At 68.7% G+C, this 22,089-nt stretch carries 18 protein-coding genes and 1 tRNA gene; 5 read left to right on the top strand and 14 right to left on the bottom strand.

All coding sequences use genetic code 11. The features are described from left to right. The 8 genes from QZ772_RS19725 to QZ772_RS19690 all read right to left on the bottom strand — a co-directional run. The coding region (locus QZ772_RS19725) for an LON peptidase substrate-binding domain-containing protein (RefSeq protein ID WP_295529747.1) at nt 1–551 on the bottom strand (551 nt) is incomplete at its 3' end. Nucleotides 552–562: 11 nt separating this feature from the next. Next, nucleotides 563–1,831 (bottom strand): ATP-dependent Clp protease ATP-binding subunit ClpX, encoded by a 1,269-nt coding sequence (clpX, locus tag QZ772_RS19720; protein ID WP_295529744.1) that lies wholly within the window; start codon nt 1,829–1,831, stop codon nt 563–565. Nucleotides 1,832–1,950: 119 nt separating this feature from the next. After that, on the bottom strand, nt 1,951–2,559 hold the full coding sequence (clpP, locus tag QZ772_RS19715) for an ATP-dependent Clp endopeptidase proteolytic subunit ClpP (RefSeq protein WP_295529740.1): 609 nt from the start codon (nt 2,557–2,559) through the stop codon (nt 1,951–1,953). A gap of 150 nt (nt 2,560–2,709) precedes the next feature. Continuing rightward, nucleotides 2,710–4,026 (bottom strand): trigger factor, encoded by a 1,317-nt coding sequence (gene tig / locus QZ772_RS19710; RefSeq protein WP_295529738.1) that lies wholly within the window; start codon nt 4,024–4,026, stop codon nt 2,710–2,712. Between the two features lie 29 nt (nt 4,027–4,055). Then, nucleotides 4,056–4,142: transfer RNA gene (locus QZ772_RS19705), tRNA-Leu, on the bottom strand. Between the two features lie 210 nt (nt 4,143–4,352). Further along, a complete protein-coding gene (locus QZ772_RS19700) occupies nt 4,353–7,532 on the bottom strand; it encodes an efflux RND transporter permease subunit (RefSeq protein ID WP_295529736.1) in 3,180 nt (1,059 codons plus the stop codon). Beyond that, nucleotides 7,532–8,707: an efflux RND transporter periplasmic adaptor subunit gene (locus QZ772_RS19695; protein ID WP_295529734.1), complete on the bottom strand. Its 1,176-nt coding sequence runs from the start codon at nt 8,705–8,707 to the stop codon at nt 7,532–7,534. The genes QZ772_RS19700 and QZ772_RS19695 overlap by 1 nt, the downstream gene beginning before the upstream one ends. A gap of 185 nt (nt 8,708–8,892) precedes the next feature. After that, nucleotides 8,893–10,749, bottom strand: a complete 1,857-nt coding sequence (locus QZ772_RS19690; protein ID WP_295529750.1) for a potassium transporter Kup — start codon at nt 10,747–10,749, stop codon at nt 8,893–8,895. Nucleotides 10,750–10,929: 180 nt separating this feature from the next. On the opposite strand from QZ772_RS19690, the gene hpnC reads away from it, so the two are divergent. From hpnC to hpnE, 3 genes are all read left to right on the top strand, one after another. Further along, on the top strand, nt 10,930–11,832 hold the full coding sequence (gene hpnC / locus QZ772_RS19685; protein WP_295529732.1) for a squalene synthase HpnC: 903 nt from the start codon (nt 10,930–10,932) through the stop codon (nt 11,830–11,832). A 61-nt stretch (nt 11,833–11,893) separates the two neighbouring features. Then, complete coding sequence (hpnD, locus tag QZ772_RS19680; RefSeq protein ID WP_295529730.1) at nt 11,894–12,736, top strand: presqualene diphosphate synthase HpnD; 843 nt, start codon at nt 11,894–11,896, stop codon at nt 12,734–12,736. A gap of 70 nt (nt 12,737–12,806) precedes the next feature. Further along, nucleotides 12,807–14,057 carry a hydroxysqualene dehydroxylase HpnE gene (hpnE, locus tag QZ772_RS19675; RefSeq protein WP_295529728.1) on the top strand — a complete coding sequence of 417 codons (1,251 nt, stop codon included), beginning with the start codon at nt 12,807–12,809 and terminating at the stop codon, nt 14,055–14,057. Here hpnE and QZ772_RS19670 read toward each other — a convergent pair. Both QZ772_RS19670 and QZ772_RS19665 read right to left on the bottom strand, forming a co-directional pair. Beyond that, complete coding sequence (locus QZ772_RS19670; protein ID WP_295529726.1) at nt 14,051–14,518, bottom strand: SH3 domain-containing protein; 468 nt, start codon at nt 14,516–14,518, stop codon at nt 14,051–14,053. The genes hpnE and QZ772_RS19670 overlap by 7 nt on opposite strands. A gap of 138 nt (nt 14,519–14,656) precedes the next feature. After that, entirely contained in the window at nt 14,657–15,388 is a 732-nt protein-coding gene (locus QZ772_RS19665; RefSeq protein WP_295529724.1) for an HAD-IA family hydrolase, read from the bottom strand. Nucleotides 15,389–15,403: 15 nt separating this feature from the next. On the opposite strand from QZ772_RS19665, the gene hemH reads away from it, so the two are divergent. Next, nucleotides 15,404–16,417: a ferrochelatase gene (hemH, locus tag QZ772_RS19660; RefSeq protein WP_295529722.1), complete on the top strand. Its 1,014-nt coding sequence runs from the start codon at nt 15,404–15,406 to the stop codon at nt 16,415–16,417. Nucleotides 16,418–16,446: 29 nt separating this feature from the next. Here hemH and QZ772_RS19655 read toward each other — a convergent pair whose 3' ends face one another. From QZ772_RS19655 to QZ772_RS19640, 4 genes are all read right to left on the bottom strand, one after another. Further along, nucleotides 16,447–18,585, bottom strand: a complete 2,139-nt coding sequence (locus QZ772_RS19655) for an esterase-like activity of phytase family protein (RefSeq protein ID WP_295529720.1) — start codon at nt 18,583–18,585, stop codon at nt 16,447–16,449. Between the two features lie 149 nt (nt 18,586–18,734). Continuing rightward, nucleotides 18,735–20,300: a glutamate--cysteine ligase gene (gene gshA, locus QZ772_RS19650; protein WP_295529718.1), complete on the bottom strand. Its 1,566-nt coding sequence runs from the start codon at nt 20,298–20,300 to the stop codon at nt 18,735–18,737. 162 nt (nt 20,301–20,462) lie between these two features. After that, the gene (locus tag QZ772_RS19645; protein ID WP_295529716.1) at nt 20,463–21,137 is read right to left on the bottom strand and encodes a dienelactone hydrolase family protein; all 675 of its coding nucleotides are present in this window, start codon (nt 21,135–21,137) and stop codon (nt 20,463–20,465) included. After that, a complete protein-coding gene (locus tag QZ772_RS19640; protein WP_295529714.1) occupies nt 21,134–21,544 on the bottom strand; it encodes a hypothetical protein in 411 nt (136 codons plus the stop codon). The genes QZ772_RS19645 and QZ772_RS19640 overlap by 4 nt, the downstream gene beginning before the upstream one ends. Nucleotides 21,545–21,694: 150 nt before the next feature. On the opposite strand from QZ772_RS19640, the gene QZ772_RS19635 reads away from it, so the two are divergent. Further along, the gene (locus tag QZ772_RS19635) at nt 21,695–21,853 is read left to right on the top strand and encodes a hypothetical protein (protein WP_017759941.1); all 159 of its coding nucleotides are present in this window, start codon (nt 21,695–21,697) and stop codon (nt 21,851–21,853) included. The last annotated feature ends 236 nt before the right edge of the window (nt 21,854–22,089 follow it).

The following is a 22,089-nucleotide window of genomic DNA, read 5'->3' as shown; positions in this document are numbered from 1 at the left end:
TGCTTGTTGTCGAGCTTGAGCGGCAAATGTGCGGCGATGGTGTCGGCCAGGCGGCCTGGGTCGTCGATGCTGGAGATCGACGTGAGAATCTCCGGCGGGATCTTCTTGTTGAGCTTGACGTACTGGTCGAACTGCTGCATCACCGCGCGACGCAGTGCCTCGACCTCGGTGCCGGCGGCACCCGCCGCTTCGAGCGGCACCACATTGGCCGAGAAGTGCGTCTGGCTGTCTTCGATGCGGGCCACGCGGGCACGTTGCTGGCCTTCGACCAACACCTTCACGGTGCCGTCCGGCAGCTTCAGCATCTGCAGGATGGTCGAGACGCAGCCCACCTCGAACATGTCGTCGACCGAGGGCTCATCCTTGGCGGCGGCCTTCTGGGCCACCAGCATGATGCGGCGCTCGGCCTCCATGGCGAGTTCGAGCGCCTTGATGCTCTTGGGCCGACCCACGAAGAGCGGGATGACCATGTGGGGAAACACCACCACATCGCGCAGCGGAAGCAGCGGCAGATCGATGGGATCGGACGGCAGGGGAATGTGACCGGACATGGTGTTCCTCTTCAGGCCTTCTTGGCCGCCTCGCGGTAGACGAGAAGCGGCGGCTTGTTTTCTTCGATGGTCGACTCGTCGACCACCACCTTTTCCACGTTGGACGCGGTGGGAAGATCGAACATGGTGTCGATCAGGGCACCTTCAAGGATGGAGCGCAGGCCGCGGGCGCCAGTCTTGCGCGCCAGCGCCTTGCGCGCCACCGCACGAAGGGCGGCGGGCCGCACTTCCAGCTCCACGCCCTCCATCTGCAGCAGCTTGGAGAACTGCTTGACGACAGCATTGCGTGGCTCGGTCAGGATCTGCACCAGCGCGTCTTCACTCAGCTCCGCCAGAGAGGCGACCACCGGCAAGCGGCCGACCAACTCGGGGATGATGCCGAACTTGATCAGATCCTCGGGCTCGACCTCGCTGAACACCTCGGTCAGGCTGCGCTGCTGCTTGCTGCGCACCAGCGCGCCGAAGCCGATGCCGGAGGCTTCGGTGCGCGCCTCGATCACCTTTTCCAGCCCCGCGAAGGCGCCACCGCAGATGAACAGGATGTTGGTCGTGTCGATCTGCAGGAAGTCCTGGTTGGGATGCTTGCGCCCGCCCTGCGGCGGCACGCTGGCCATGGTGCCTTCGATCAGCTTGAGCAGCGCCTGCTGCACGCCCTCGCCCGACACGTCGCGGGTGATGCTGGGGTTGTCGGACTTGCGCGAGATCTTGTCGATCTCGTCGATGTAGACAATGCCGCGCTGGGCGCGCTCGACGTCGTAATTGCAGCTCTGCAGCAGCTTCTGGATGATGTTCTCGACGTCCTCGCCCACATAGCCCGCCTCGGTCAGCGTGGTGGCATCGGCCATGACGAAAGGCACGTCGAGCTGGCGGGCGAGCGTCTGGGCCAGCAGCGTCTTGCCCGAGCCGGTGGGGCCGATCAGCAGGATGTTGCTCTTGGACAGCTCGACGTCGTCGCCCTTGGCCCGTTCCTTGTGCTTCAGACGCTTGTAGTGGTTGTAGACCGCCACCGCCAGCATGCGCTTGGCGGCCTCCTGGCCGATCACGTAGTTGTCGAGGTTGCCCTTGATCTCGGAAGGCGTCGGCAGGTCGCCGCGTCCCTGCTCCCGCGCGTCCCCGCCAGCGGGCAGTTCGTCGCGGATGATTTCATTGCACAGGTCGATGCACTCGTCGCAGATGAAAACGGAAGGGCCGGCGATCAGCTTCTTGACCTCGTGCTGGCTCTTGCCGCAGAAGGAGCAATAAAGCGTTTTCTCGCTGGAAGAGCCTTTTTTCTCGGCCATGAACGGATGCCCAAAACAGTAATGAACCAATGATAGCGAAAGGAAAAACGGCGTTTTCCGCAGGGAAAAACGCCGTTTTTCCTAGGACGGACACCGGCATTGCCGCCGGTGCGCCCGCATCAGCCGCGCCGCGAGATGACCTGGTCGACGATGCCGTAGTCCTTGGCCTCGTCCGCGGTCATGTAGTAGTCGCGCTCGGTGTCGTTCTTGATCTTTTCCAAGGGCTGACCCGTGCGCTCGGCCAGGATGCGGTTCATCTGGTCCTTGGTACGCAGGATGTCGCGCGCCTGGATCTCGATGTCCGTGGCCTGGCCGCGGGCGCCGCCCAGCACCTGGTGGATCATGACCTTCGAGTTGGGCAGCGAATAGCGCTTGCCCGGCGCCCCGGCCGCCAGCAGGAAGGCGCCCATGCTGGCCGCGAAGCCCAGGCACATGGTCGACACGTCGGGCTTGATGAACTGCACGGTGTCGTAGATCGACATGCCGGCCGTCACACTGCCGCCCGGCGAGTTGATGTACAGCGAGATGTCCTTGTCGGGGTTCTCGCTCTCCAGGAACAGCAGTTGCGCGACCACCAGATTGGCGGTCTGGTCGTTGACCTCGCCCACCAGGAACACGACGCGCTCCTTGAGCAGGCGCGAGTAGATGTCGAAGGACCGCTCGCCGCGGCCCGACTGCTCGACGACCATCGGGATCAGGCCGAGGGCTTGGGTTTCCTGTGCACTCATTGGGTTTCTCCGCAAAAGATGGCGCAACTGTACTGCGCCGCATGCCGGGTTTCAGGCGACGGACATTGCCGCCCGCGAAGCCGGTGCTGGAAAGCAAATGGGGCCTGTGCCGCACGGCACAAGCCCCACGAAGAAGCGATCAGACGACGATCAAGCCTGTTGCTGCTGCATCAGCTCGTCGAAGCCGACAGCCTTGTCGCTGACCTTGGCCTTGCCCAGGACGAAGTCGGTCACGTTGTTCTCGATGACCACGGCCTCGACCTCGGCCAGGCGGCGGTTGTCGCCGTAGTACCAGCGCACCACGTCCGCCGGCTTCTCGTAGCTGGAGGCCAGTTCTTCGATGTGGGCCTTGATCTGCTCGGGCTTGGCTTCGAGGCTGTTGGCACGCACCAGCTCGGCCACCACCAGGCCCAGGCGCACGCGGCGCTCGGCCTGCGGACGGAACACGTCGGCGGGGATCGGGGCCTTGTCGGCGTCCTTGATGCCGCGCTGCTTGAGCTCGGCACGCGCGCCTTCGACCATGCGGTCGATTTCGGACTGCACCACCGACTTCGGCAGATCTAGCTCGGACTTGGCAAGCAGCGCGTCCATCACGGCCGTCTTGTTGCGGGCCAGCAGGCGGAACTTGACTTCACGCTCGAGGTTCTTGCGGATGTCGTCGCGCAACGCCTCGACCGTGCCTTCGCCGATGCCCAGCGACTTGGTGAAGGCTTCGTCGATCTCGGGCAAGTTGGCGGCCTCGATCTTCTTGACGGTGACCATGAAGTCGGCCTGCTTGCCGGCCACGTCCTTGCCGTGGTAGTCGGCCGGGAAGGCCAGCGGGAAGGTGCGGCTGTCGCCCACCTTCATGCCGCGCACGGCGTCCTCGAACTCCTTGAGCATCTGGCCTTCTCCGACGATGAACTGGAAGTCTTCGGCCTTGCCGCCCTGGAAGGGCTCGCCGTCGATCTTGCCTTCGAAGTCGACCGTCACGCGGTCGCCGTCGGCGGCGGCGCTGTCTTGCGAGCGCAGGCCGAAGGTGCGGCGCTGCTTGCGCAGGATGTCGACGGTGCGGTCGATGGCCTCGTCGGTCACCTCGGTGGACACGCGCTCGACCTCGGCCTCGGCCAGTTCGCCGATCTTGACCTCGGGGTACACCTCGAAGACGGCGTCGAAGGCCACCTGGCCCTCGGGCGCGCCTTCCTTTTCAGTGATGGTGGGCTGCCCGGCGACGCGCAGCTTGGCCTCGTTGGCAGCCTGCGAGAAGGCCTGGCCGACCTTGTCGTTCATCACCTCGTACTGCACCGAGTAGCCGTAGCGCTGGGCCACTACGCTCATCGGCACCTTGCCGGGGCGGAAGCCGTCCATCTTGACGGTACGGGCCAGCCGCTTGAGCCGCGAATCGACTTCTGCCTGGATCGTCTCCACGGGGAGCGTCAGGGTGATCTTGCGCTCGAGCTTCTCGAGGGTTTCAACGTTCACGGTCATGGTGTGAATCTCTTCCAAATGAAGGATGCTGGTGCGCGGGGGGGGACTCGAACCCCCACACCATTGCTGGCGTCAGGACCTAAACCTGGTGCGTCTACCAATTTCGCCACCCGCGCAGCTCCGGACTTTTCAGCCGATGGTGGATGATGAACAAGGCGGCCCCGCCGCGAAGGCAGGGCCGCCCTGACAACAAACTAGAGGCATGGAGCACCGCCTTGGGTGCCACCAGCGGCCGTGGGGATCACCCGCCACAGGCCGCCTGCCTGAAATTGGTCAATCGCGCATTCTAGTCGGGTTCGAACGGGCTTTCGGCCCAGCGCAAGACCCTAATGCGCAGCACCAGCGCCGGCCGCCCCCGCTGGCGTTGAAGGCGTCGGTCCGTCCTCCTTCCCGACACGGAACCAGGCCGCATACATGGCCGGCAACGCGAGCAGCGTCAGCGCCGTCGCCACGATCAGCCCTCCCATGATGGCCACCGCCATCGGTCCCCAGAAGACGCTGCGCGACAAGGGGATCATCGCCAGCACGGCCGCCGCCGCCGTGAGCACGATGGGCCGCAGCCGCCGCACCGCGGATTCGACGATGGCCTGGCGGGCCGGCACCCCAGCCGCGCGGTCCAGTTCGATCTGATCGATCAGGATCACCGAGTTGCGCTGGATCATGCCCATGAGCGCGATCACGCCCAGCATGGCGACGAAGCCGAAGGGCCGGTCCAGCAGCAGCAGTGCCGCCGCCACGCCGGCGATGCCCATCGGGCCGGTCAGGAAGACCAGCAGCGCCCGGCTGAAGCTGTGAAGCTGCAGCATCAGCAGCGTGAAGACGGCGAACAGCATGATGGGAATGCCCGCCATGATCGAGGCCGACCCCTTGCTGCTCTCCTCCACCGCGCCGGCCACCTCGATGCGCACCGGCGGCTCGCCGCGAGCCTGCCACTTCGCCTCCAGCGCGCGCAGCTTCGGCAACAGCTGCTGACTGACGGTGGCACCCTGCATGCCGTCCACCACGTCGCCCTGGACGGTGACGGCGTAGGCCCGGTTCCAGCGCCAGATCACGCCGGGCTCCCAGGCGAAATGGGGCTGGGCGATCTGCAGCAGCGGAATCGAGCGGCCGGCCGCGGTCGTCACGTACGCATCCGTCAGGTCCGAGATGGCGTCGCGCTCTTCGCGCGCCTGGCGCAGCACGATGTCGATCAGCTTGTCCTGCTCGCGGTACTGGCCGATCGGGTTGCCGGTGTAGATCCCGCGCGAGGCCTGGGCGATGGACTGGCTGGTCACACCCAATGCACGCGCCTTGGCCTGGTCCACATCCATGCGGATGGACTTGATGGACTCGTTCCAGTTGTCGTTGACGCCCACCATCGACGGGTTGCTGCGGACCTCGGCCTTGACCTCGTCGGCCAGGCGCCGCAGCGTGGCCGGATCGTCACCCACCACGCGGAACTGCACCGGGTACGGCACCGGCGGCCCGCTGGCCAGCAGCTTGACGCGGCCGCGCAGCTCCGGAAACTCCTGCGCCAGAAGCGCCGGCAACTGGCGGCGCACAGCGTCGCGGACCTTCAGGTCCTTGGCCAGCACGATGAACTGCGAGACGTTGCTTTGCGGAAAGGTCTGATCCAGCGGCAGATAGAAGCGCGGCGCGCCCGAGCCGATCCAGGTGGCCACGCTCTGCACGCCTTCCTGCGCCATCAGGCGCCGCTCCAGGCGCCGGGTGACGGCCTCGTTGGCCTCGAAGGTGGTGCCCTCGGGAAACCAGGCGTCGACCATGATCTCCGGCCGGTTCGAGTCAGGGAAGAACTGCTGCTGCACCCGCGTCATGCCCAGGATGCCCAGCGACAGGACCACCAGCGTGGCGCCGATGGTGAGCCAGCGGTGGGTCACGCACCAGTCGACCGCCGCGCGGAAGCGGTTGTAGAACGGGGTGTCGAACAGCTCATGAGGCGGTGCGTCGGGGTCATGCGGCTTGACCTTCAGCAGCAGCGTACCGAGGTAGGGCACGAAGTACACCGACACGATCCACGACAGCAGTAGCGCAATGACCGTCACCGCGAAGATCGCGAAGGTGTATTCGCCGGTGGTCGACTTGGCGATGCCGATGGGCATGAAGCCGGCTGCCGTGATGAGCGTGCCGGTGAGCATCGGCATGGCCGTGACGTCGTAGGCGAAGGTGGCGGCGCGGCGCTTGTCGTAGCCCTCCTCCATCTTCCGCACCATCATTTCCACCGCGATGATGGCGTCGTCCACCAGCAGGCCCAGGGCGATGATCAGCGACCCCAGCGAGATCTTGTGCAATCCGATGCCGAAGTAGTTCATCGCCAGGAAGGTCACCGACAGCACCAGTGGAATGGTGATGCCGACCACCAGGCCAGGGCGCCAGTCGATGTGCCAGCCGAAGCGGCCGCCCTTGTGCAGTCCAAGCGCGATGAAACTCACCCCTAGCACGATCACCACCGCCTCGATCAGCACCTTGACGAACTCGTTCACCGAGGTGGCCACGGTGGCGGGCTGGTCCTGCACCTGGTCGAGCCGCATGCCGGCCGGCAACTGGCGATTGACCTGTGCCACCGTCTCGCGAAGCGCCTTGCCCAGGGCGATGATGTCGCCGCCCTTCATCATCGAGATGCCCAGGCCGACCACTGGCTCGCCTTGGTATTGCACCTTGACGCTCGGCGGATCGACATAGCCGCGCTCCACGCGGGCGATGTCGCCCAGGCGCAGCTGGTTGCCCGAGCTGCCGCGGATCGGCATGGCACGCAGCTGGTCGAGGTCGGTGAACTGCCCGCCGACCCGCACCTGCAGCACATCCTGCGGCGAGCGGATGGTGCCGGCGCTCTCCACCGCGTTCTGGGCGCCGAGCTGCTGCAGCACCGCGTTGAGGTCCAGGCCCATCTGCGCCAGGCGCTTCTGCGAGACCTCGACGAAGACCTTCTCGTCCTGCACGCCGAACTGCTCGACCTTGGCCACGTCCTTCACACGCAGCAGGCGCAGGCGCAGGTCGTCGGCCACGGTCTTGAGCTCGGCCGGGCTGAAGCCCTCACCGCGCAGGGCGTAGATCACGCCGTAAACATCGCCGAAGTCGTCGTTGAAGAATGGCCCCTGGATGTTGCCGGGCAGCGTATAGCGCATGTCGCCGATCTTCTTGCGCACCGTGTACCAGACCTGCGGCACCTCGGAGGGACGGGCCGCGTCCTTCAGCTCGAAGACCACCTGCGACTCGCCCGGCTTGGAATAGCTGCGGATCTTGTCGGCATAGGGCACTTCCTGCAGCGTGCGCTCGATCTTGTCGGTGACCTGCTCGGCCACCTGCTGGGCCGTGGCGCCGGGCCAGTAGGTGCGCACCACCATGGCCCGGAAGGTGAAAGGCGGATCCTCGTCCTGCCCGAGCTGGAAGTAGGCCGCGAAGCCGAGCACCATCAGCACCACCATCAGGTAGCGCGTGAGCGGCGCATGGTCGAGCGCCCAGGCGGAGAGGTTGAAGCCCGAGGGCTTCTCGGACGGGGCGGCGGACATCAGCGGGCTCCGCTGCCGGCCTTGACCGCCGCCGGGGCGGCAGATGCGCCGCCCTCCTGCGTGGCGTAGCGGTCCCGGTAGACCGTCACCTTCTGTCCCGGCGCGAGCACATGCACCCCGGCCGTGACCACCTGCATGCCGGGCGCCAGACCCTTGGCGATCACTGCCTCGTTGCCGTCGGCCGTGGCGATGTCCACGGGCTGCGACTTCACCGTCATGCTGGCCGGATCCAGCACCCAGACTGCCGAGCCCTGTCCTTCCTGGCGCAGCGCGCTGGTCGGCAGCTTAATGACGGGTGTGCCAGCCAGCGACAGCGCGCGCGGCTTGGCATAGACGGTGGCGCCCAGCGCGGGTGCCTGCGCGGCATCGACCGCCACCTTCACGGTATAGGTGCGGGTGACGGGGTCGGCGCTAGCGGCCACCTCACGCACGCGGCCTTCGAGCGTCTCGGTGCCTGGCGACCAGCCGCGCACCGACACGGCCGAGCCGATGCGCACCTGCGCGGCCCGGTCCTCCGGCACGGCGAAGACGACATCGCGCGGGCCGTCCAGCGCCACCCGCACTACCGGCGTGCCGGCCGCCACCACCTGGCCGGGCTCGGCGTCGACCGCGGTCACGATGCCGGGCGCATCGGCGGTGAGCACGGCATAGCCGGCCTGGTTGGCCTGGGCGCTGAGCTGCGCCCGGGACTGGTCGAACTGCGCCTGGGCGGACTTGAAACTTGCCTCGCGGCGTTCCATTTCCGCGGCGCTGATGAAGTTCTTGGCCCGCAGCTCGCGGTAGCGTGCCAGGTCGGCCTCGGCCAGGTCGCGCTGGGTTCGCGCGGCACTGGCCTGGGCCTGGGCGGCTTCCACTGAAAGGCGCAGGTCGCGCGGATCGAGTTCGGCCAGTACCTGGGCCGCCTTAACCCGCTGGCCCAGCTCGGCCTGCCGCCGCAGCACCTTGCCGCCGACCCGGAAGCCCAGGCGCGATTCGACCTGTGCACGCACCTCGCCGGCAAATTCGGGCTCGCTGGCGAAGGGCGTGACGGCCACCGTCATCAGCTTGACCGCGCGCACCGGCTCCTCCTGGGCCGGCTGCCGCGAACAGCCCGCCAGAAGGATCGCAAGGACGCCGAGCGCAAGGAATCCCGGCACAAGGCCCCGCGGAGCCCGGGTGGTAGTCGTATGAGGCATGGCCTGGCGCCGGCGGTGAACGGGCGGCGGAACAAGGGTTGAGACACCGGCCACAATTAATGACCGACGAGTCAGCAATCTTCGGGGAAGGGCATTCGGGCTGTCAATCGCCCAGGCGCAACGCGCAGCCTTCAGCCGGCCCTGCGCCGGACGGCAGGCCGGACAAAGGAAGAAAAGGGCGCGCGCTAGAGGCGCTGGCCCATTTCCACCAGCCGGTTCTCCGGCAGATGGAAATAGTCCGAGGCCCGGCCGGCGTTGCGCTGCAGCCAGCTGAACAGCGCCTGCCGCACGCCGCTGAAGGCGGGAAGCCGCCGCCGGCCCAGCGAGGCGCGGGAGATGAAGTACGAGGTGGCCATCGATTCCACCGCCAACCCCTTCTGGTAGGCCAGCATGCGCACGAACTCCGGAACGTTCGGCGGCTCCATGAAGCCGTAGCGCACCTTCACCGCCCAGATGCCGTGGCCCAGGTCCTGCGCCTCGATGCGCTCGCGCGCGGGCACACGCGGCGTCTCGCAGGCCAGCATCTGCATCACGAAGACCTGCTCGTGCAGCACCTGGTTGTGGTGCAGGTTGTGCAGCAAGGCGTGAGGCACGGACATGGCGTCGGCCGTGAGGAAGACCGCCGTCCCGCGCGCGCGGAAGGGCATCTCCAGCGCCAGCGAATCCACGAAATCCGGCAGCGGGATCAGTTCGGCCACCAGTTCGGCCCGCGTCAGCCGCACGCCCTTGGCCCAGGTGCTGAACAGCACCATGGCGACCACCGCGACGGCCAGGGTCAGCCAGCCGCCTTCGGCCACCTTGAGCGTGTTGGCCACGACGAAGGCCAGATCGACGCCCACGAAGAAGATCACGCCCAGCAACACGGCCAGGCGATTCCAGTGCCACAGCCGCCAGGCCACCAGCCCGGCCAGCAGGGTGGTGGTGACCATCGTGATCGACACCGCGATGCCGTAGGCGGCCGACAGGGCACTGGAGCTGCGAAAGCCCAGCACCAGCAGCAGCACCCCGACCATCAGCAGCCAGTTGATGGCCGGCACGTAGACCTGGCCGATGGATTCGCCGGAGGTCTGCACGATGCGCATGCGCGGCAGGTAGCCCAGGCGCATGGCCTGCGCCGTGAGCGAGAAGGCGCCAGAGATCACGGCCTGCGAGGCGATCACCGTCGCCATGGCAGCCAGCCCCACCATCGGCAGCAGTGCCCAGGACGGAAAGAGCCGGAAGAAAGGGTTGTCCACGGCCTGCGGATCGGCAAGCACCAGCGCGCCCTGGCCGAAGTAGTTGAGCACCAGCGCCGGCAGCGCGATCAGCAGCCAGGCCAGCCGGATCGGCCGCGCGCCGAAATGCCCCATGTCCGCATACAGCGCCTCGCCGCCCGTAAAGGCCAGGAACACCGCACCCAGCACCGCAAGCGACTGGGCCCGGTGCTGGACGAGAAAGCGCACAGCGTGGCGCGGGTCCAGGGCCTCCAGCACCGCCGGCTGCTCGATCACCTGCATCGCCCCGCTGACGCCGAGCGCGCCGAACCACAGCAGCATCACCGGTCCGAACACCTTGCCCACCGCGCCCGTGCCGCGTCGCTGCACCATGAACAGGGCCACCAGGATCACCAGGGTCAGCGGAATCACCCAGCGCTGCAGACCGGGTGCCTGGACTTCGAGCCCCTCGACGGCCGACAGAACCGAAATCGCGGGCGTGATCAGGCTGTCGCCGTAGAACATCGCCGCACCCAGCAGCCCCAGGCCGATGGTGGCCGACACCATGGCGGGATGCGTGCGCCCCCGCCGGTCGGGCGAGCCGGCCGCGTGGCGGGCCAGGGCCTGCAACGCCAGGATGCCGCCTTCGCCGTCGTGGTCCGCCCGCAGCACGAAGACCACGTACTTGAGCGTCACCACCACCATCAGGCCCCAGAAGATCAGCGACAGCAAGCCCAGCACGGCCGCTGTGGTGAATGGCACGCCGTGCTCTGGATTGAGCGTCTCCTTGAAGGCATAGAGCGGCGAGGTGCCGATGTCGCCGAACACGACACCCAGCGCCGCAACCATGAGTGCGGCGCCGGCAGGATGCGAATGCGGTGGGGCAGCCGCGGCTGGCGGATGCGAGGCGGTGGCGGGGGTCATCGGTCGGTTGGTGCTGTCGCGCAGCCGGCCAGCATAGCGCCGCCGCGAACCCGTTCGACGAGGGCGGTCGGCGCGCGGTCAGGTGGCGAACAGCCGCCGTCGACAATGCGTGGCATGCCCCCCACCCTCCACGCGCAAGGGCCTGCCCAGCCCCTGCCGCCCGGCCATTACGAGAATTTCCCGGTCGCGTCCTGGCTCTGTCCACCGCGGCTGCGGCCACCGATCGCCGCCATCTACCACTTCGCCCGCACCGCCGACGACATCGCGGACGAGGGCGATGCCACGCCCGACCAGCGGCTGGCCGATCTGGCCGCCTACCGCGCGGACCTGGACGCCGTCTTCGCAGGTACGGCCCCGTCGGCCCGCTGGCCCCAGGTCTTCGGGCCGCTCGCCCACCAGGCGCACGTCTTCGGCCTGCCCCGCCTGTTGCTGGCCGATCTGCTGGACGCCTTCGCGCAGGACATCGCCTTCACCCGCGACGGCCGTGCCTACGCGGATCGGGCGGAACTGATGGACTACTGCCGCCGCTCCGCCGACCCCATCGGCCGGTTGCTGCTGCACCTGTACGGCGTGCACGATGCCCGGGCGCTGCGGCAGAGCGACGCCATCTGCAGCGCTCTGCAGCTCATCAACTTCTGGCAGGACCTGAGCGTGGACCTGCCGCGCGGCCGTCTGTACCTGCCGCTCGCGGACTGTGCCGCACACGGGCTGCAGCGCGCCGACATCGCCCGTTTCGCACCGCTGGCCGAGGCCGAGCCGCCGCCCGCGGCGCTCGCCATGGTGGCCGACGAAGTGCGCTGGGCACGCACGCTCATGCGAGAAGGAGCGCCCTTGGTCCACCGCCTGCCCGGCCGCATCGGCTGGGAGCTTCGGCTGGTGGTCCAGGGCGGCCTGGCCATCCTCGACAAGATCGAGGCCCAGGGCTTCGACAGCTTCCGCCGCCGACCGACGGTCGGCAAGGCGGATACGCCGCGACTGCTATGGCGCGCACTGGGGATGCGGGCGTGACACGAGCCATCCCCGACAATCGCCGGCCCATGACCCGCGCCCCCCGAGCCGCCTGCGCCCAATGAGCACCCCCGAGCAATACGTCCAGGACAAGGCCGCCGCCTCGGGCAGCAGCTTCTATTACGCCTTCCTCTTCCTGCCGCCGGAGCGCCGCGCGGCCATCACCGCCTTCTATGCCTTCTGCCGCGAGGTGGACGACGTGGTCGACGAAGTGAGCGACCCGGGCGTGGCCGCCACCAAGCTGGCCTGGTGGCATACCGAGGTGGCCCAGGCCTTCGCAGGCGAGCCCCGGCATCCGGCGATGAAGGCCCTGATGCCGCACACCGCCACCTACGGCATCGAGGCCACGCAGCTGCAGCAGGTGATCGAAGGCTGCGAGATGGACCTGCAGCAGACACGCTACCTCGACTTCCCCGGCCTGGCCCGCTACTGTCACCTGGTGGCCGGCGTGGTGGGCGAAGTGGCGGCGCGCATCTTCGGCCAGACCGATGCGGCCACCACCGCCTACGCCCACAAGCTGGGCCTGGCCCTGCAGCTGACCAACATCATCCGCGACGTGGGCGAGGACGCCCGACGCGGCCGGATCTACCTGCCCGTCAACGAGCTGCAGCAGTTCGACGTCAAGGCGCACGAGGTGCTGAACCGCGTGCACTCCGATCGCTTCGTGGCGCTGATGCGCTTCCAGGCGCAGCGCGCCCACGCCGCCTACGACGAGGCGCTGGCCCTGCTGCCCGCCGCCGATCGCCGCAGCCAGAAGCCTGGCCTGATGATGGCCAGCATCTACCGCACGCTGCTGCGCGAGATCCAATCGGAGGACTTCAAGGTGCTCGACCAGCGCATCAGCCTCACGCCGCTGCGCAAGCTGTGGCTGGCGTGGAAGGTCCAGGCGCTCGGCCGGCTGTGAAGGCCGCCGCGCCCTCGCTGCACGGCGTGGCGCCGGGCGCCACTGTCCCCGTGTCGCTTCGCGGTCCCGCATGAAGCTCGCCGTCATCGGCGCCGGCTGGGCGGGTCTGGCCTGTGCCGTGGCCGCCACGCGGGCCGGCGCCCGCGTCACCGTCTTCGAAAGCGCCCGCCAGCTCGGCGGCCGCGCGCGCCGCGTCGAAGTCGATGGCCTGCCGCTGGACAACGGCCAGCACATCCTGATCGGCGCCTACACCGCCACACTGGGCCTGATGCGCGAGCTGGGCATGGCGCCCGAGGCCGTGCTGGAGCGCCAGCCGCTCGACCTGCGCCATGCCGACGGGCGCGGGTTGAAGGTGCCCGCCCGCCTGCCGCCGCCGCTGAACCTGGCCGTCGCCATCGCTGCCGCCCGCGGGTGGACCTGGCGCGACAAGCTCTCGCTGCTGCGCACGGCGGGGCGCTGGCGGCGCGCCGGCTTCGCCTGCGATGCCTCGGCCAGCGTCGCCGATCTTTGCAGCGACCTGGCGCCGGCCGTGCAGCAACTGCTGATCGAGCCGCTGTGCGTGTCCGCGCTCAACACGCCCATGCATGAAGCCAGCGGCACCGTCTTCCTGCGTGTGCTGCGCGATGCCCTGTTCGGCGAACGCGGCGGCGCCGACCTGCTGTTGCCGCGCGTGGATCTGGGCGCGCTGCTGCCCGATGCGGCAGCCGACTGGCTGGTCGCGCAGGGGACGACGATCCGCCTGGGCACCCGGGTGGATGGACTCGAGCGGGAGGTCGAAGGATGGCACATCGACGGCGAAGCGTTCGACCGGGTCGTGCTGGCGACGTCCGCCTGGGAAAGTGCACGCCTGGCCGAGGGCATCGCGCCCGCCTGGGCCGCCACGGCGCGCGCGCTGGACCATGTGCCCATCGGCACGGTCTACGTGCGGCACGCCCCGGGCCTGGCGGAGGGGCCGCCGCTTCGCGCCCTGCCTGCGGGCATCGATCAGCCGGCGCAGTTCGTCTTCGACCTGCAACGCCTGCGGGGCCACGCGGCAATGGCCGCTTTCGTCTGCAGTGCTTGCAGCGTCGGCCGGGAAACACTCACCGCCCAGGTCCTGGCCCAGGCGGCCGCGCAACTCGGCTGGCAGGGTCTGGAACCCGTGCTCACGGTGGTCGAGAAGCGCGCCACCTTCGCCTGCCGGCCGGGGCTCGTCCGGCCCGTGATGGCGGTGGCGCCCGGACTGCTCACGTGTGGCGACCATGTCGAAGGCCCCTACCCCGCCACGCTCGAAGGCGCGGTGCGCAGCGGACTGGCTGCAGCGGCTGCGGCGCTTCAGTAGCCCCAGGTCAGCTTCTTCGACACCCATCCGACACGGCCGTGGCTGCTGCGCACCTTCAGCCAGTCGCCACCGCTGCCCATCACGCGCAGCACCTCGCCGTACTCGGCCACGGCCAGGATGCGTGCCTTGAGGCTGGCACTGGCGCGAATGTTGAGCCGGCCGGCCGTCGACACCACATGCCGCTGGCGGTTGGTGACCGAGCGGGCCACCCAGCTGCGGTCGCCCTCGAAGTCGCGCACCTGCAGCCAGCCGCCCTGGCGGCGCAGCACTTCCAGCGGGTATCCGCGGTCCACGCTCCAACGCGCCTCGTGCTTCGGGCCGGGGCCGGCACGCAGCATGGTGCCGTCGCGCGCGGCGCTGACCATCTCCCGGGCCCAGGCGCTCGACACGGTGGCCAGCATCAGCAGCAGCATCAGCACGAGGGACAGGGTCGAGCGGCGCAGGGAACGGGTGAACATCATCGGAAGCGGTCCTTTGTCAGAAGAAGAGGAAGAACAAGAAAAAAGCGGCCGCGTCTTGGCGCGGCCGCCAGTGGGTGCGCCCACGGCGCGCAAAGGTTCCCCGAAAAGTCTGCGGGATTGCCCGCGATGGAGCGAGCCTCAGCGCAGGTCGGCCGAGGCACCGAGCGCCACGCACAGCGCACGCAGGTCGGGCACAATCAACTGGGGCCGGGCGCCTTCGGCCCAGGGCCGCTCGTCGCGCACCAGCCAGGCGGCCTGCATGCCGGCGTTCAGGGCGCCAGTCACATCCAGCGCCGCGTCGTCGCCCACATGCAGCACCTGGTCGGGCTGCACATCCACGGAGGCGGCCGCCGCATGGAAGATGGCCGCGTGCGGCTTGGCCGTGCCGAAACGGAAGGCGCTGAAGCCGCCACGGAACCAGCGGTCCACGCCGGTGAGGGCCAGGTCGGCGTTGCCGTTGGAGACCGCCACCAGCGGATAGCGTGCGGCCAGCCAGTCCAGCGCCGGCGCCGCGTCCTCGTACAGCTCGACGCGCTGCCGCTCGGCATAGAAGACCTCGAAGGCAGGCTCGGCCAGGGCCGGGTCCTCGCCGGAACGGCGCAGGGCCAGTCGGATCGATTCGCGCCGCAGGGCGGCCAGGTCGTGCGCGAGATCGGAGCGTTCCTTCTCGGTGGCGATGCGCAGGGCCCGAAGCTCGGCCGGCGAGGCCACCAGCGCCGCCGTGCGCGGTGCGTTCTGCTGCAGCCACTGGTGGAGCACGCCTTCAGCACGTTCGATGGTCGGCCACACGGGCCACAGGGTGTCGTCCAGATCCAGGGTGATGGCGGCGATGCGCGGCAAATCCAGGCCGGCCGTGATTGTCTCGGGCATGCACCAGAATACCGCATGCCTTTTTCGTCCCCTTCCGCCGGCGCGGCCGTCCTCTGGTGCAACCTGGGCTCGCCGGCCGCCCCCACTGCCGCAGCGGTACGGCCCTACCTGGCCCAATTCCTGGGCGATCCGCGCGTGGTCGAGATTCCGCGGGCCGCCTGGCTGCCGATCCTGCACGGCATCATCCTGCGCGTGCGGCCCGCCAAGTCCGCGGCCAAGTACGCCAGCGTCTGGACGCCGCAGGGCTCGCCCCTGGCGGTGCACACGGAGGCACAGTCCCGGCTGCTCAGCGAAGGCCTGGCCGAGGCCGGCCACGGCGGGGTGCAGGTGCTGCACGCGATGCGCTATGGCGAGCCGTCGGTCGCCACCCGGCTGCAGCAACTGGCGGACGCCGGTGTCCACCGCATCCTGGTGTTGCAGGCCTATCCGCAGTACTCGGGCACCACCACGGCCAGCATGGTCGACGCCGTCAATGCCTGGTGCAGCCGGGCCCGGCGCGTGCCCGAGCTGCGCTTCGTGGCGGACTACCACGACGACCCGGCCTACATCGACGCCCTCGCCCGCAGCGTGGAGCGCCACTGGCAGGCCCACGGCCGCGGCGCGATGCTGGTGATGAGCTTCCATGGCATCCCGGCGCGCAACATCAAGCTGGGCGACCCCTACGAGCAGCAATGCCTTCGCACGGCACAGTTGCTGGCCGCACGCCTAGGCCTGCCCGCACAGGCCTGGCGCGCCACCTTCCAGTCACGCTTCGGCGCGGCCGAATGGCTGCAGCCCTACACCGAGCCCACGCTGCGCCAGCTGGCCGCCGAGGGCCTGGCGCGCGTGGACGTGATGTGCCCGGGCTTCCCGGCCGACTGCCTGGAAACGCTGGAGGAGATCGCCATGGAGGCGCGCGAGGCCTTCCTCGAATCGGGCGGGAAGGCCTTCCACTACATCCCCTGCCTGAACGAGGACGCCGATTGGATGGCTGCGCTCACGCAGTTGGCCGAGCGGCATCTGCAGGGCTGGCCGACGCGCGACCGCTGAAGACATCCAGCGGTCGCCGACCGATCGGATCAGCCCGGTAGGCGCAGTCCCGACAGCGCGCGGTCCAGCTTGATCAGCCAGACGCGCGTGGGCCGCTCCAGATCGCTGCCGCGCGTGATGCGCGCCTTGACCGTGCCGGCCGGGCAACCGCTGACCAGAGCCCCGTTCGCGTCGGCGGTGCAGTCCTCGACGCTGCCGTCGACCTTGTTGCCATTGGCGTCCAGCAGCACGGTCGTCAGGCCGAAGTCGTCGTCGTTGACCAGCGCCAGCGTGTTGTCGTCCACCAGCGCCAGGCCTTCGGCCTTCTCGGCCAGCCAGCCCAGTGCATTGAGGTCCAGCAGTTCGGTCTTCTTCATCGTGACCACGTTCGCATAGTTCACGCCGTTGGAGGCGGCCTGGGTGATGCTGCTGATCTCCAGGTTCTCGTCCATCGCCGCGATGTCGGTCGCCGCGGCCGGCAGTTCGACCAGCATCAGCTTGTTCATCACCTTGCCGTCGCTCTTGCGTGCACCCTGCTCGATGACGATGAAGCGGCCGTTGCCCAGGCTCACGACGTCGCCCAGCTTGGCGTTGCCGGTGCGGTCCTTGTCGTAGAGCGAGCCATCGATCGGGTAAGCGTAGGACTTGGACGTCTCCGTCGCCGGATCGAATTCGACCCAGCGCGCGAACTTCGCGATGTGGCGCACGTCGGTGCTGCTGCCACCGGGCGGCTTGGCCTTGAGCGACTTGCCGGCAGCGTCCTTCGGATCGATCGGACTCTGCAGGAAGCCGTGCAGGCGGCCGGTCGCCACATCGAGCGTCAGCCCTTCCATGCCGCGGTTGAGGCGGCGCTTGGCGAACACGGCAGGCAGGCCGGTGCCCGGCGCGTACTTCTTCTCGATGACGCCGGTTGCGATGTTGACGCGGGCCACGAAAGGCCCGTACTCGTCGCTGGTCCACAGCACATTGCGGGCCTTGTCGAACACCATCGACTCCGGGTCGAGGCCGTTGGCATCGAAGCCCGACTTGCCGGCGTCGAAGACGTAGGTGTCGGTCAGCGGAATCTCGCCGGTGGAACCCACGCTGCCCGCCTTGGGCGGCAATCCTGTGACCTTGGTCTGCGCATCCACGCGCAACGCCGTGCTGGAGGCAAGCACCGCGCCGCCCTTGCCGACGCGGATCAGGCCGAAGCTGGGTGCGAACGACGGGGCGGGAAAGACCTTGCTCACGCTGGTCGCGCCGCTCGTGTCGCCGGGCACCGGCACGGTGGGGCCATCCCCGTTGGGGCCGCGGTCGGTCACGGCATAGAACTCGAGCGCGCCGTCCTCGGCCTTGCCCTTGAAGGCCAGGCCCGAGCCATACGCCGGCAGGAAGCCCAGGGGGAAGTCGGCCTTCACCGCCGCCTGGGCCCCTTGGTAGGGCACGTAGTACTTGGCGTCGGCCTGCAGCTGGTAGCGGGTGACGCTGATGCCCATCGTGCCCAGCGTGTTGGTCTGGGTGGCCGTGGTCGCCAACGGCGCGCCCACCACCGAGGCCAGCGTGTTCTCGAAATGCTCGCGTGCCAGCAGACGGCGGCTGTCGTCGGCCGTGCGTGCCGACCAGGGGGCAGGCAGGCCCGTCAGCAAGGCCTGCAGGGCGGTGTTGAAGGCCGTCGGCGCGGCCGAGAAGTCGAGCGCGCCAGCCTTGAGGCGGGCCTTGAGTTCGGACGTCAGCCGGATGCCGTTGGACGGATCGCCGTCATCGTCGAGGGACTGGAGCGCGAGCAGGCGGTTGACCACGGCATCGGCCTGCAGGCCGGCTGCACCGTCGGCCAGGCCGGCCAGGGTGATGGGCGTGACCACGCTGCCGCATGCAGCGCTGCCGAGTTCGAGCGCGCCGGCGCGAAAGCGCACGGTCTCGCCGGGCTTGCACTGGAAGCGGCCTTGCGCGTCGGTCTGTGCGACGGCGGCGCTGCCGGCCTGGTAGTCGAGACCTTCCACGGCAGCGTCGAGGAAGACGCCTGTCGTGGTGGTTGCGACGGGGGTGGCGCTGCCGCCGTTGCTCGGGGTGGTGCTGCCGCCGCTGGTTCCCGAGGTACCGGCAAACGGCACCCAGTTGCCATTGCCACCACCGCCGCAGGCCGCCAGCAGCAGGCTCGCGCCCGCGACCGCTGCCCATCCCCTCGTTGCATGTCGTGTTCTCTTGCTCATCTTCATCCGTCGTTATGGCCTGCGCACCGTGCGGCAGGCGGCCCCGATTGGCGCTCAGGGTTGTGACGGATGTGTGACGGCAAGGCCGGCCATGAGCTCCGGACAGGCGATGGCTTGATGCGGACGAAGGCGGACGACCGCCCAGCCGATCAGATGGCGAGCAGCACGTCGCCCTTGACGGGCCGAAGTCCCAGCCGGCCCGGCGAGGTGTACTGCTGTCGATACTCTTCGAAGGGCATCGTGTCGCCGGCCTCGATCTGCTTCTGGGCCTGGACCGAGTCGGCGCTCATGGCTTCGTAGCGCGCCTGCTGCGCGGGCGTCCACGGCTTGTCCAGCATGGCGATCTGCGCCTGGCGCGAACGATCGATGACGAAGGAAGTGAAGGAATCCGCATGCGAGGCCGCCATGGCCTGCAGCACACGGGCCGACGGCAGCGTGTCGGGCCGGGCCAGGGACTGGAAGGCCGCCTCCACGGCCCGCGCATGCGCCTCACCGCTGCCCAGCGCCGCGTCCATGGCTTCGGCGATCGGCCGGCATTCCTCCAGGATCTCGCGGCCCCAGTCGGCGAGCGGGACCTCCTGGCCGCCGCGTCGCAGCGTCAGGCCGGGCTGTCGACCGGATTCGGCCACCAGGTGCTGGTTGTGCTTCATCTCGACGATCTCGTCGCGGCTGTCGGGCGGGCTCTCGCGCAGCAGGCACTGGAGCAGGAACACGTCGAGGAAGCGCATGGTCTGAGCGCTGATGCCGACCGGCTCGAAGGGGTCGAGGTCCATCAGGCGCACTTCCACATACTCCACGCCGCGCTCGCGCAGTGCATGCAGCGGACGCTCGCCCGGGAAGATGGTGCGCTTGGGCCGGATCGTGCCGTAGAACTCGTTCTCGATCTGCAGCAGCGTGGTGGCGAGCTGGTTGTACTCGCCACCCAGATTGCGCACGCCGATGGCCTCGTAGGGCGCATAGGGCCGGGTGAGCGCATCGGCCAGCGAGGCCCCGTAGCCATCGAGCCCGTTGTAGCTCACGAAGAGGGAAGCCTGCGCCTCGCTCTGGTAGCCCAGGCGGCCCATGCGCAGCGAGGTCGCATGGGGCTTGTGCATGGTGTATTCGCCGATGGGCTCCAGTGCATGCGGCCGGCCTTCGACGAAGCTCGCACAGACCGCGGGCGACGCGCCGAACAGCACCAGCAGCAGGAAGGCCTGGCGGCGGAAGTTGCGGATCAGCGCGAAGTAGTCCTCGCTCGACACCTCGGGCATGGACCAGTTGTAGTGGATGCCCGAGATGGTCTGCATGCGCCGGCCATAGCGGTGGCCCAGCCCCATGCGGTAGACGCTCTTGGCGCGGCCGACGTTGGAGGTGCCGTAACGACCCAGCGGAATGGTCTCGTCCGAGGGCAGGCCGCAGGGCATGCTGGAGACCCACATCATCTCGTCGCCGCCAGCCTCGCGCAGTGCGCGGTAGGTGAACTGGTGCACCTCGGTCAGTTCGGCCAGGCAGGCGTCGACGTCGGCACGCACACCGGTGATCAGCTCGAGTTGCGATTCGCTGAAGTCGGTGGTGATGTGCGGATGCGTGAGCGCACTGCCCAGCGCGCCGGGGTGGGGCGTGAGCGCGAGCTTGCCATCCGGCTGCGCGCGCAGGCTTTCCTTCTCGATGCCGCGACCGATGCCCTGGAGCCGGGTCGGCGCCAGGCCGCCCAGACGTTGTTGAAGTCTGTTCATGTGCATCGTCTGAAATCTGGGAATCGGGCGGACGGTAACACCGCCCGCCGAGTCATGCCGCCGAGGGTGCTCTCGACCTTGCGGAGCCTGCTCCCGACACGGGCGCGTCGTTGGCGCTGCCGCGCAGCGCCTTGTGGCCCGTCAACAAAAGGGTGGAGGCGTTCAGCCGAGAACGCGCCGCAGGAAGGCGGCGATGTCGCCGATCTCTTCCATGCAAACGCTGTGGTCCATGGGGTAGCTGTGCCACTCCACCGGATGGCCCAGGCGCTGGAGCGTGTCGCGGCCGTGCTCGGCGCGGGCCGGCACGACGACGTTGTCCCGCGTGCCATGGGCCAGGAAGATGGGCGTGCGCAGGTTGGCCTCGTGACGCTCGGCCTCCGTCAGGTCCGCCAACGGCAGATAGCCCGAGAGGCCGACGATGCCGGCCAGGGTGTGTGCATGACGCAGGCCCGTGAGCAGCGCCATGGCGCACCCCTGCGAGAAGCCGGCGATCACGGTGCGCTCGCTAGCGATGCCTCGCTCGCGCTCGCGGGCCAGCAGGCCTTCCAGGGTGGAGCGGGAACGTCGCAGGCCGGCCTCGTCCTCCGGCCGGCCCGGACCGAGGATGTTGTACCAGGCCGGCATCACGTAGCCGCCATTGATGGTGACGGGCTGCACCGGCGCATTGGGAAAGACGAAGCGCACCGGGCCGATGGCGGCCAGGGCCGGCTTCATCTCCTGCACGATGGGCACGAAGTCGCTGCCATCGGCACCGAGTCCGTGCATCAGCAGCACGGTGGCGCGAGGGTCAGGGGCGGTCTCGATTTCGATGGGCGGGCGGGTGTCGGAGGTGCTCATTGCTGGGCCAGTTGTCGGCAGCGGTTGATGTTGTCGGCCAGCCGCGGCGCCGGCGATGGCTGGCATCCCTCGGCGGCCGGAAGCATCCGGCACAGGCCCACGACGTGCAGGTCGGCAATGGCCTCGGTGCAGGTGACGTAGGGGGCCAGGGCCGGGTTGGCATGGCTCTTGAAGTCCCAGGCCTCGGTAAAGGCCAGCGTACGGCCCATGGAGACCTCGAACTGGTCGCGGTCGCGCTCGGCCACGGCGCGGTCGATGGCCGCCTGCTCGGCCTGCAGCAGGCGCAGCGCCGCTGCCGGGAAGTCGCGCACATCAGCCTGCGCGTGGGCCGCGGTCACGCCCACCAGCAGCGCGGCGGCAAGGCAGCAAGCGGCCGACGAAGAGCGGAAGAGAAGTGGAAAGGTCATGCGGAAAATGCGTGGCGATACAGCCGCCGCCGCGCGATTGGAGCGCAATCCGGCAGCCCTTGCAGGGTTGCGCGGCCAGTAGTCCGGCGCGAGGCGCCACAATACGGGGTTTCGCATTTTTGTCACCTCGTCCAGCAAGGAGTACTCACCATGGGCAACAAGATCGTCACCGAAGCCGACCGCAAGGCCACCAAGCCCCTGCCGGGCGCCATCGTCATGCGCAGCGGCGGCGGACAGAAGCGCAGCCTGGAGCGTGGCACCGCCACCCGCAGCAAGAAGAACCCGGGCAAGCGCGCCCACCAGGGCTGAGCGACCTGCCATGCAGGCGAAAGGCGCGGCAGGTCCGCGCTTTTTTTCGCCCGCAAGGCAGCCCCTTCCCTTCCAGAATCCCATTCCATGCCCAAGAAGATCGAAAACCAGATGCTGATGCGCGGCGCGATGTGCGCGCTGATCGGCGTGGTGGTGCTGCTGGCGCCGATGTGGCTGAAGTCGCCGGGCTGGCGCGACATGGTCGGCGGCGCCCAGACCGTCGGCTGGTTCGCGCT

The organism is uncultured Pseudacidovorax sp., assembly GCF_913773995.1.
Lineage (GTDB): Bacteria > Pseudomonadota > Gammaproteobacteria > Burkholderiales > Burkholderiaceae_C > Xenophilus.
The sequence above is the reverse complement of the archived record's forward strand: the minus strand, read 5'-3'. Positions and strand labels throughout refer to the sequence as shown.

Bases quoted from the DNA above. Each gene is read 5' to 3' on its own strand.
- clpX (WP_295529744.1), bottom strand. From the start codon at position 1,831: ATGGCCGAGAAAAAAGGCTCTTCCAGCGAGAAAACGCTTTATTGCTCC.
- clpP (WP_295529740.1), bottom strand. From the start codon at position 2,559: ATGAGTGCACAGGAAACCCAAGCCCTCGGCCTGATCCCGATGGTCGTC.
- tig (WP_295529738.1), bottom strand. From the start codon at position 4,026: ATGACCGTGAACGTTGAAACCCTCGAGAAGCTCGAGCGCAAGATCACC.
- QZ772_RS19700 (WP_295529736.1), bottom strand. From the start codon at position 7,532: ATGTCCGCCGCCCCGTCCGAGAAGCCCTCGGGCTTCAACCTCTCCGCC.
- QZ772_RS19695 (WP_295529734.1), bottom strand. From the start codon at position 8,707: ATGCCTCATACGACTACCACCCGGGCTCCGCGGGGCCTTGTGCCGGGA.
- QZ772_RS19690 (WP_295529750.1), bottom strand. From the start codon at position 10,749: ATGGTTGCGGCGCTGGGTGTCGTGTTCGGCGACATCGGCACCTCGCCG.
- hpnC (WP_295529732.1), top strand. From the start codon at position 10,930: ATGCGTGGCATGCCCCCCACCCTCCACGCGCAAGGGCCTGCCCAGCCC.
- hpnD (WP_295529730.1), top strand. From the start codon at position 11,894: ATGAGCACCCCCGAGCAATACGTCCAGGACAAGGCCGCCGCCTCGGGC.
- hpnE (WP_295529728.1), top strand. From the start codon at position 12,807: ATGAAGCTCGCCGTCATCGGCGCCGGCTGGGCGGGTCTGGCCTGTGCC.
- QZ772_RS19670 (WP_295529726.1), bottom strand. From the start codon at position 14,518: ATGATGTTCACCCGTTCCCTGCGCCGCTCGACCCTGTCCCTCGTGCTG.
- QZ772_RS19665 (WP_295529724.1), bottom strand. From the start codon at position 15,388: ATGCCCGAGACAATCACGGCCGGCCTGGATTTGCCGCGCATCGCCGCC.
- hemH (WP_295529722.1), top strand. From the start codon at position 15,404: ATGCCTTTTTCGTCCCCTTCCGCCGGCGCGGCCGTCCTCTGGTGCAAC.
- QZ772_RS19655 (WP_295529720.1), bottom strand. From the start codon at position 18,585: ATGAGCAAGAGAACACGACATGCAACGAGGGGATGGGCAGCGGTCGCG.
- gshA (WP_295529718.1), bottom strand. From the start codon at position 20,300: ATGAACAGACTTCAACAACGTCTGGGCGGCCTGGCGCCGACCCGGCTC.
- QZ772_RS19645 (WP_295529716.1), bottom strand. From the start codon at position 21,137: ATGAGCACCTCCGACACCCGCCCGCCCATCGAAATCGAGACCGCCCCT.
- QZ772_RS19640 (WP_295529714.1), bottom strand. From the start codon at position 21,544: ATGACCTTTCCACTTCTCTTCCGCTCTTCGTCGGCCGCTTGCTGCCTT.
- QZ772_RS19635 (WP_017759941.1), top strand. From the start codon at position 21,695: ATGGGCAACAAGATCGTCACCGAAGCCGACCGCAAGGCCACCAAGCCC.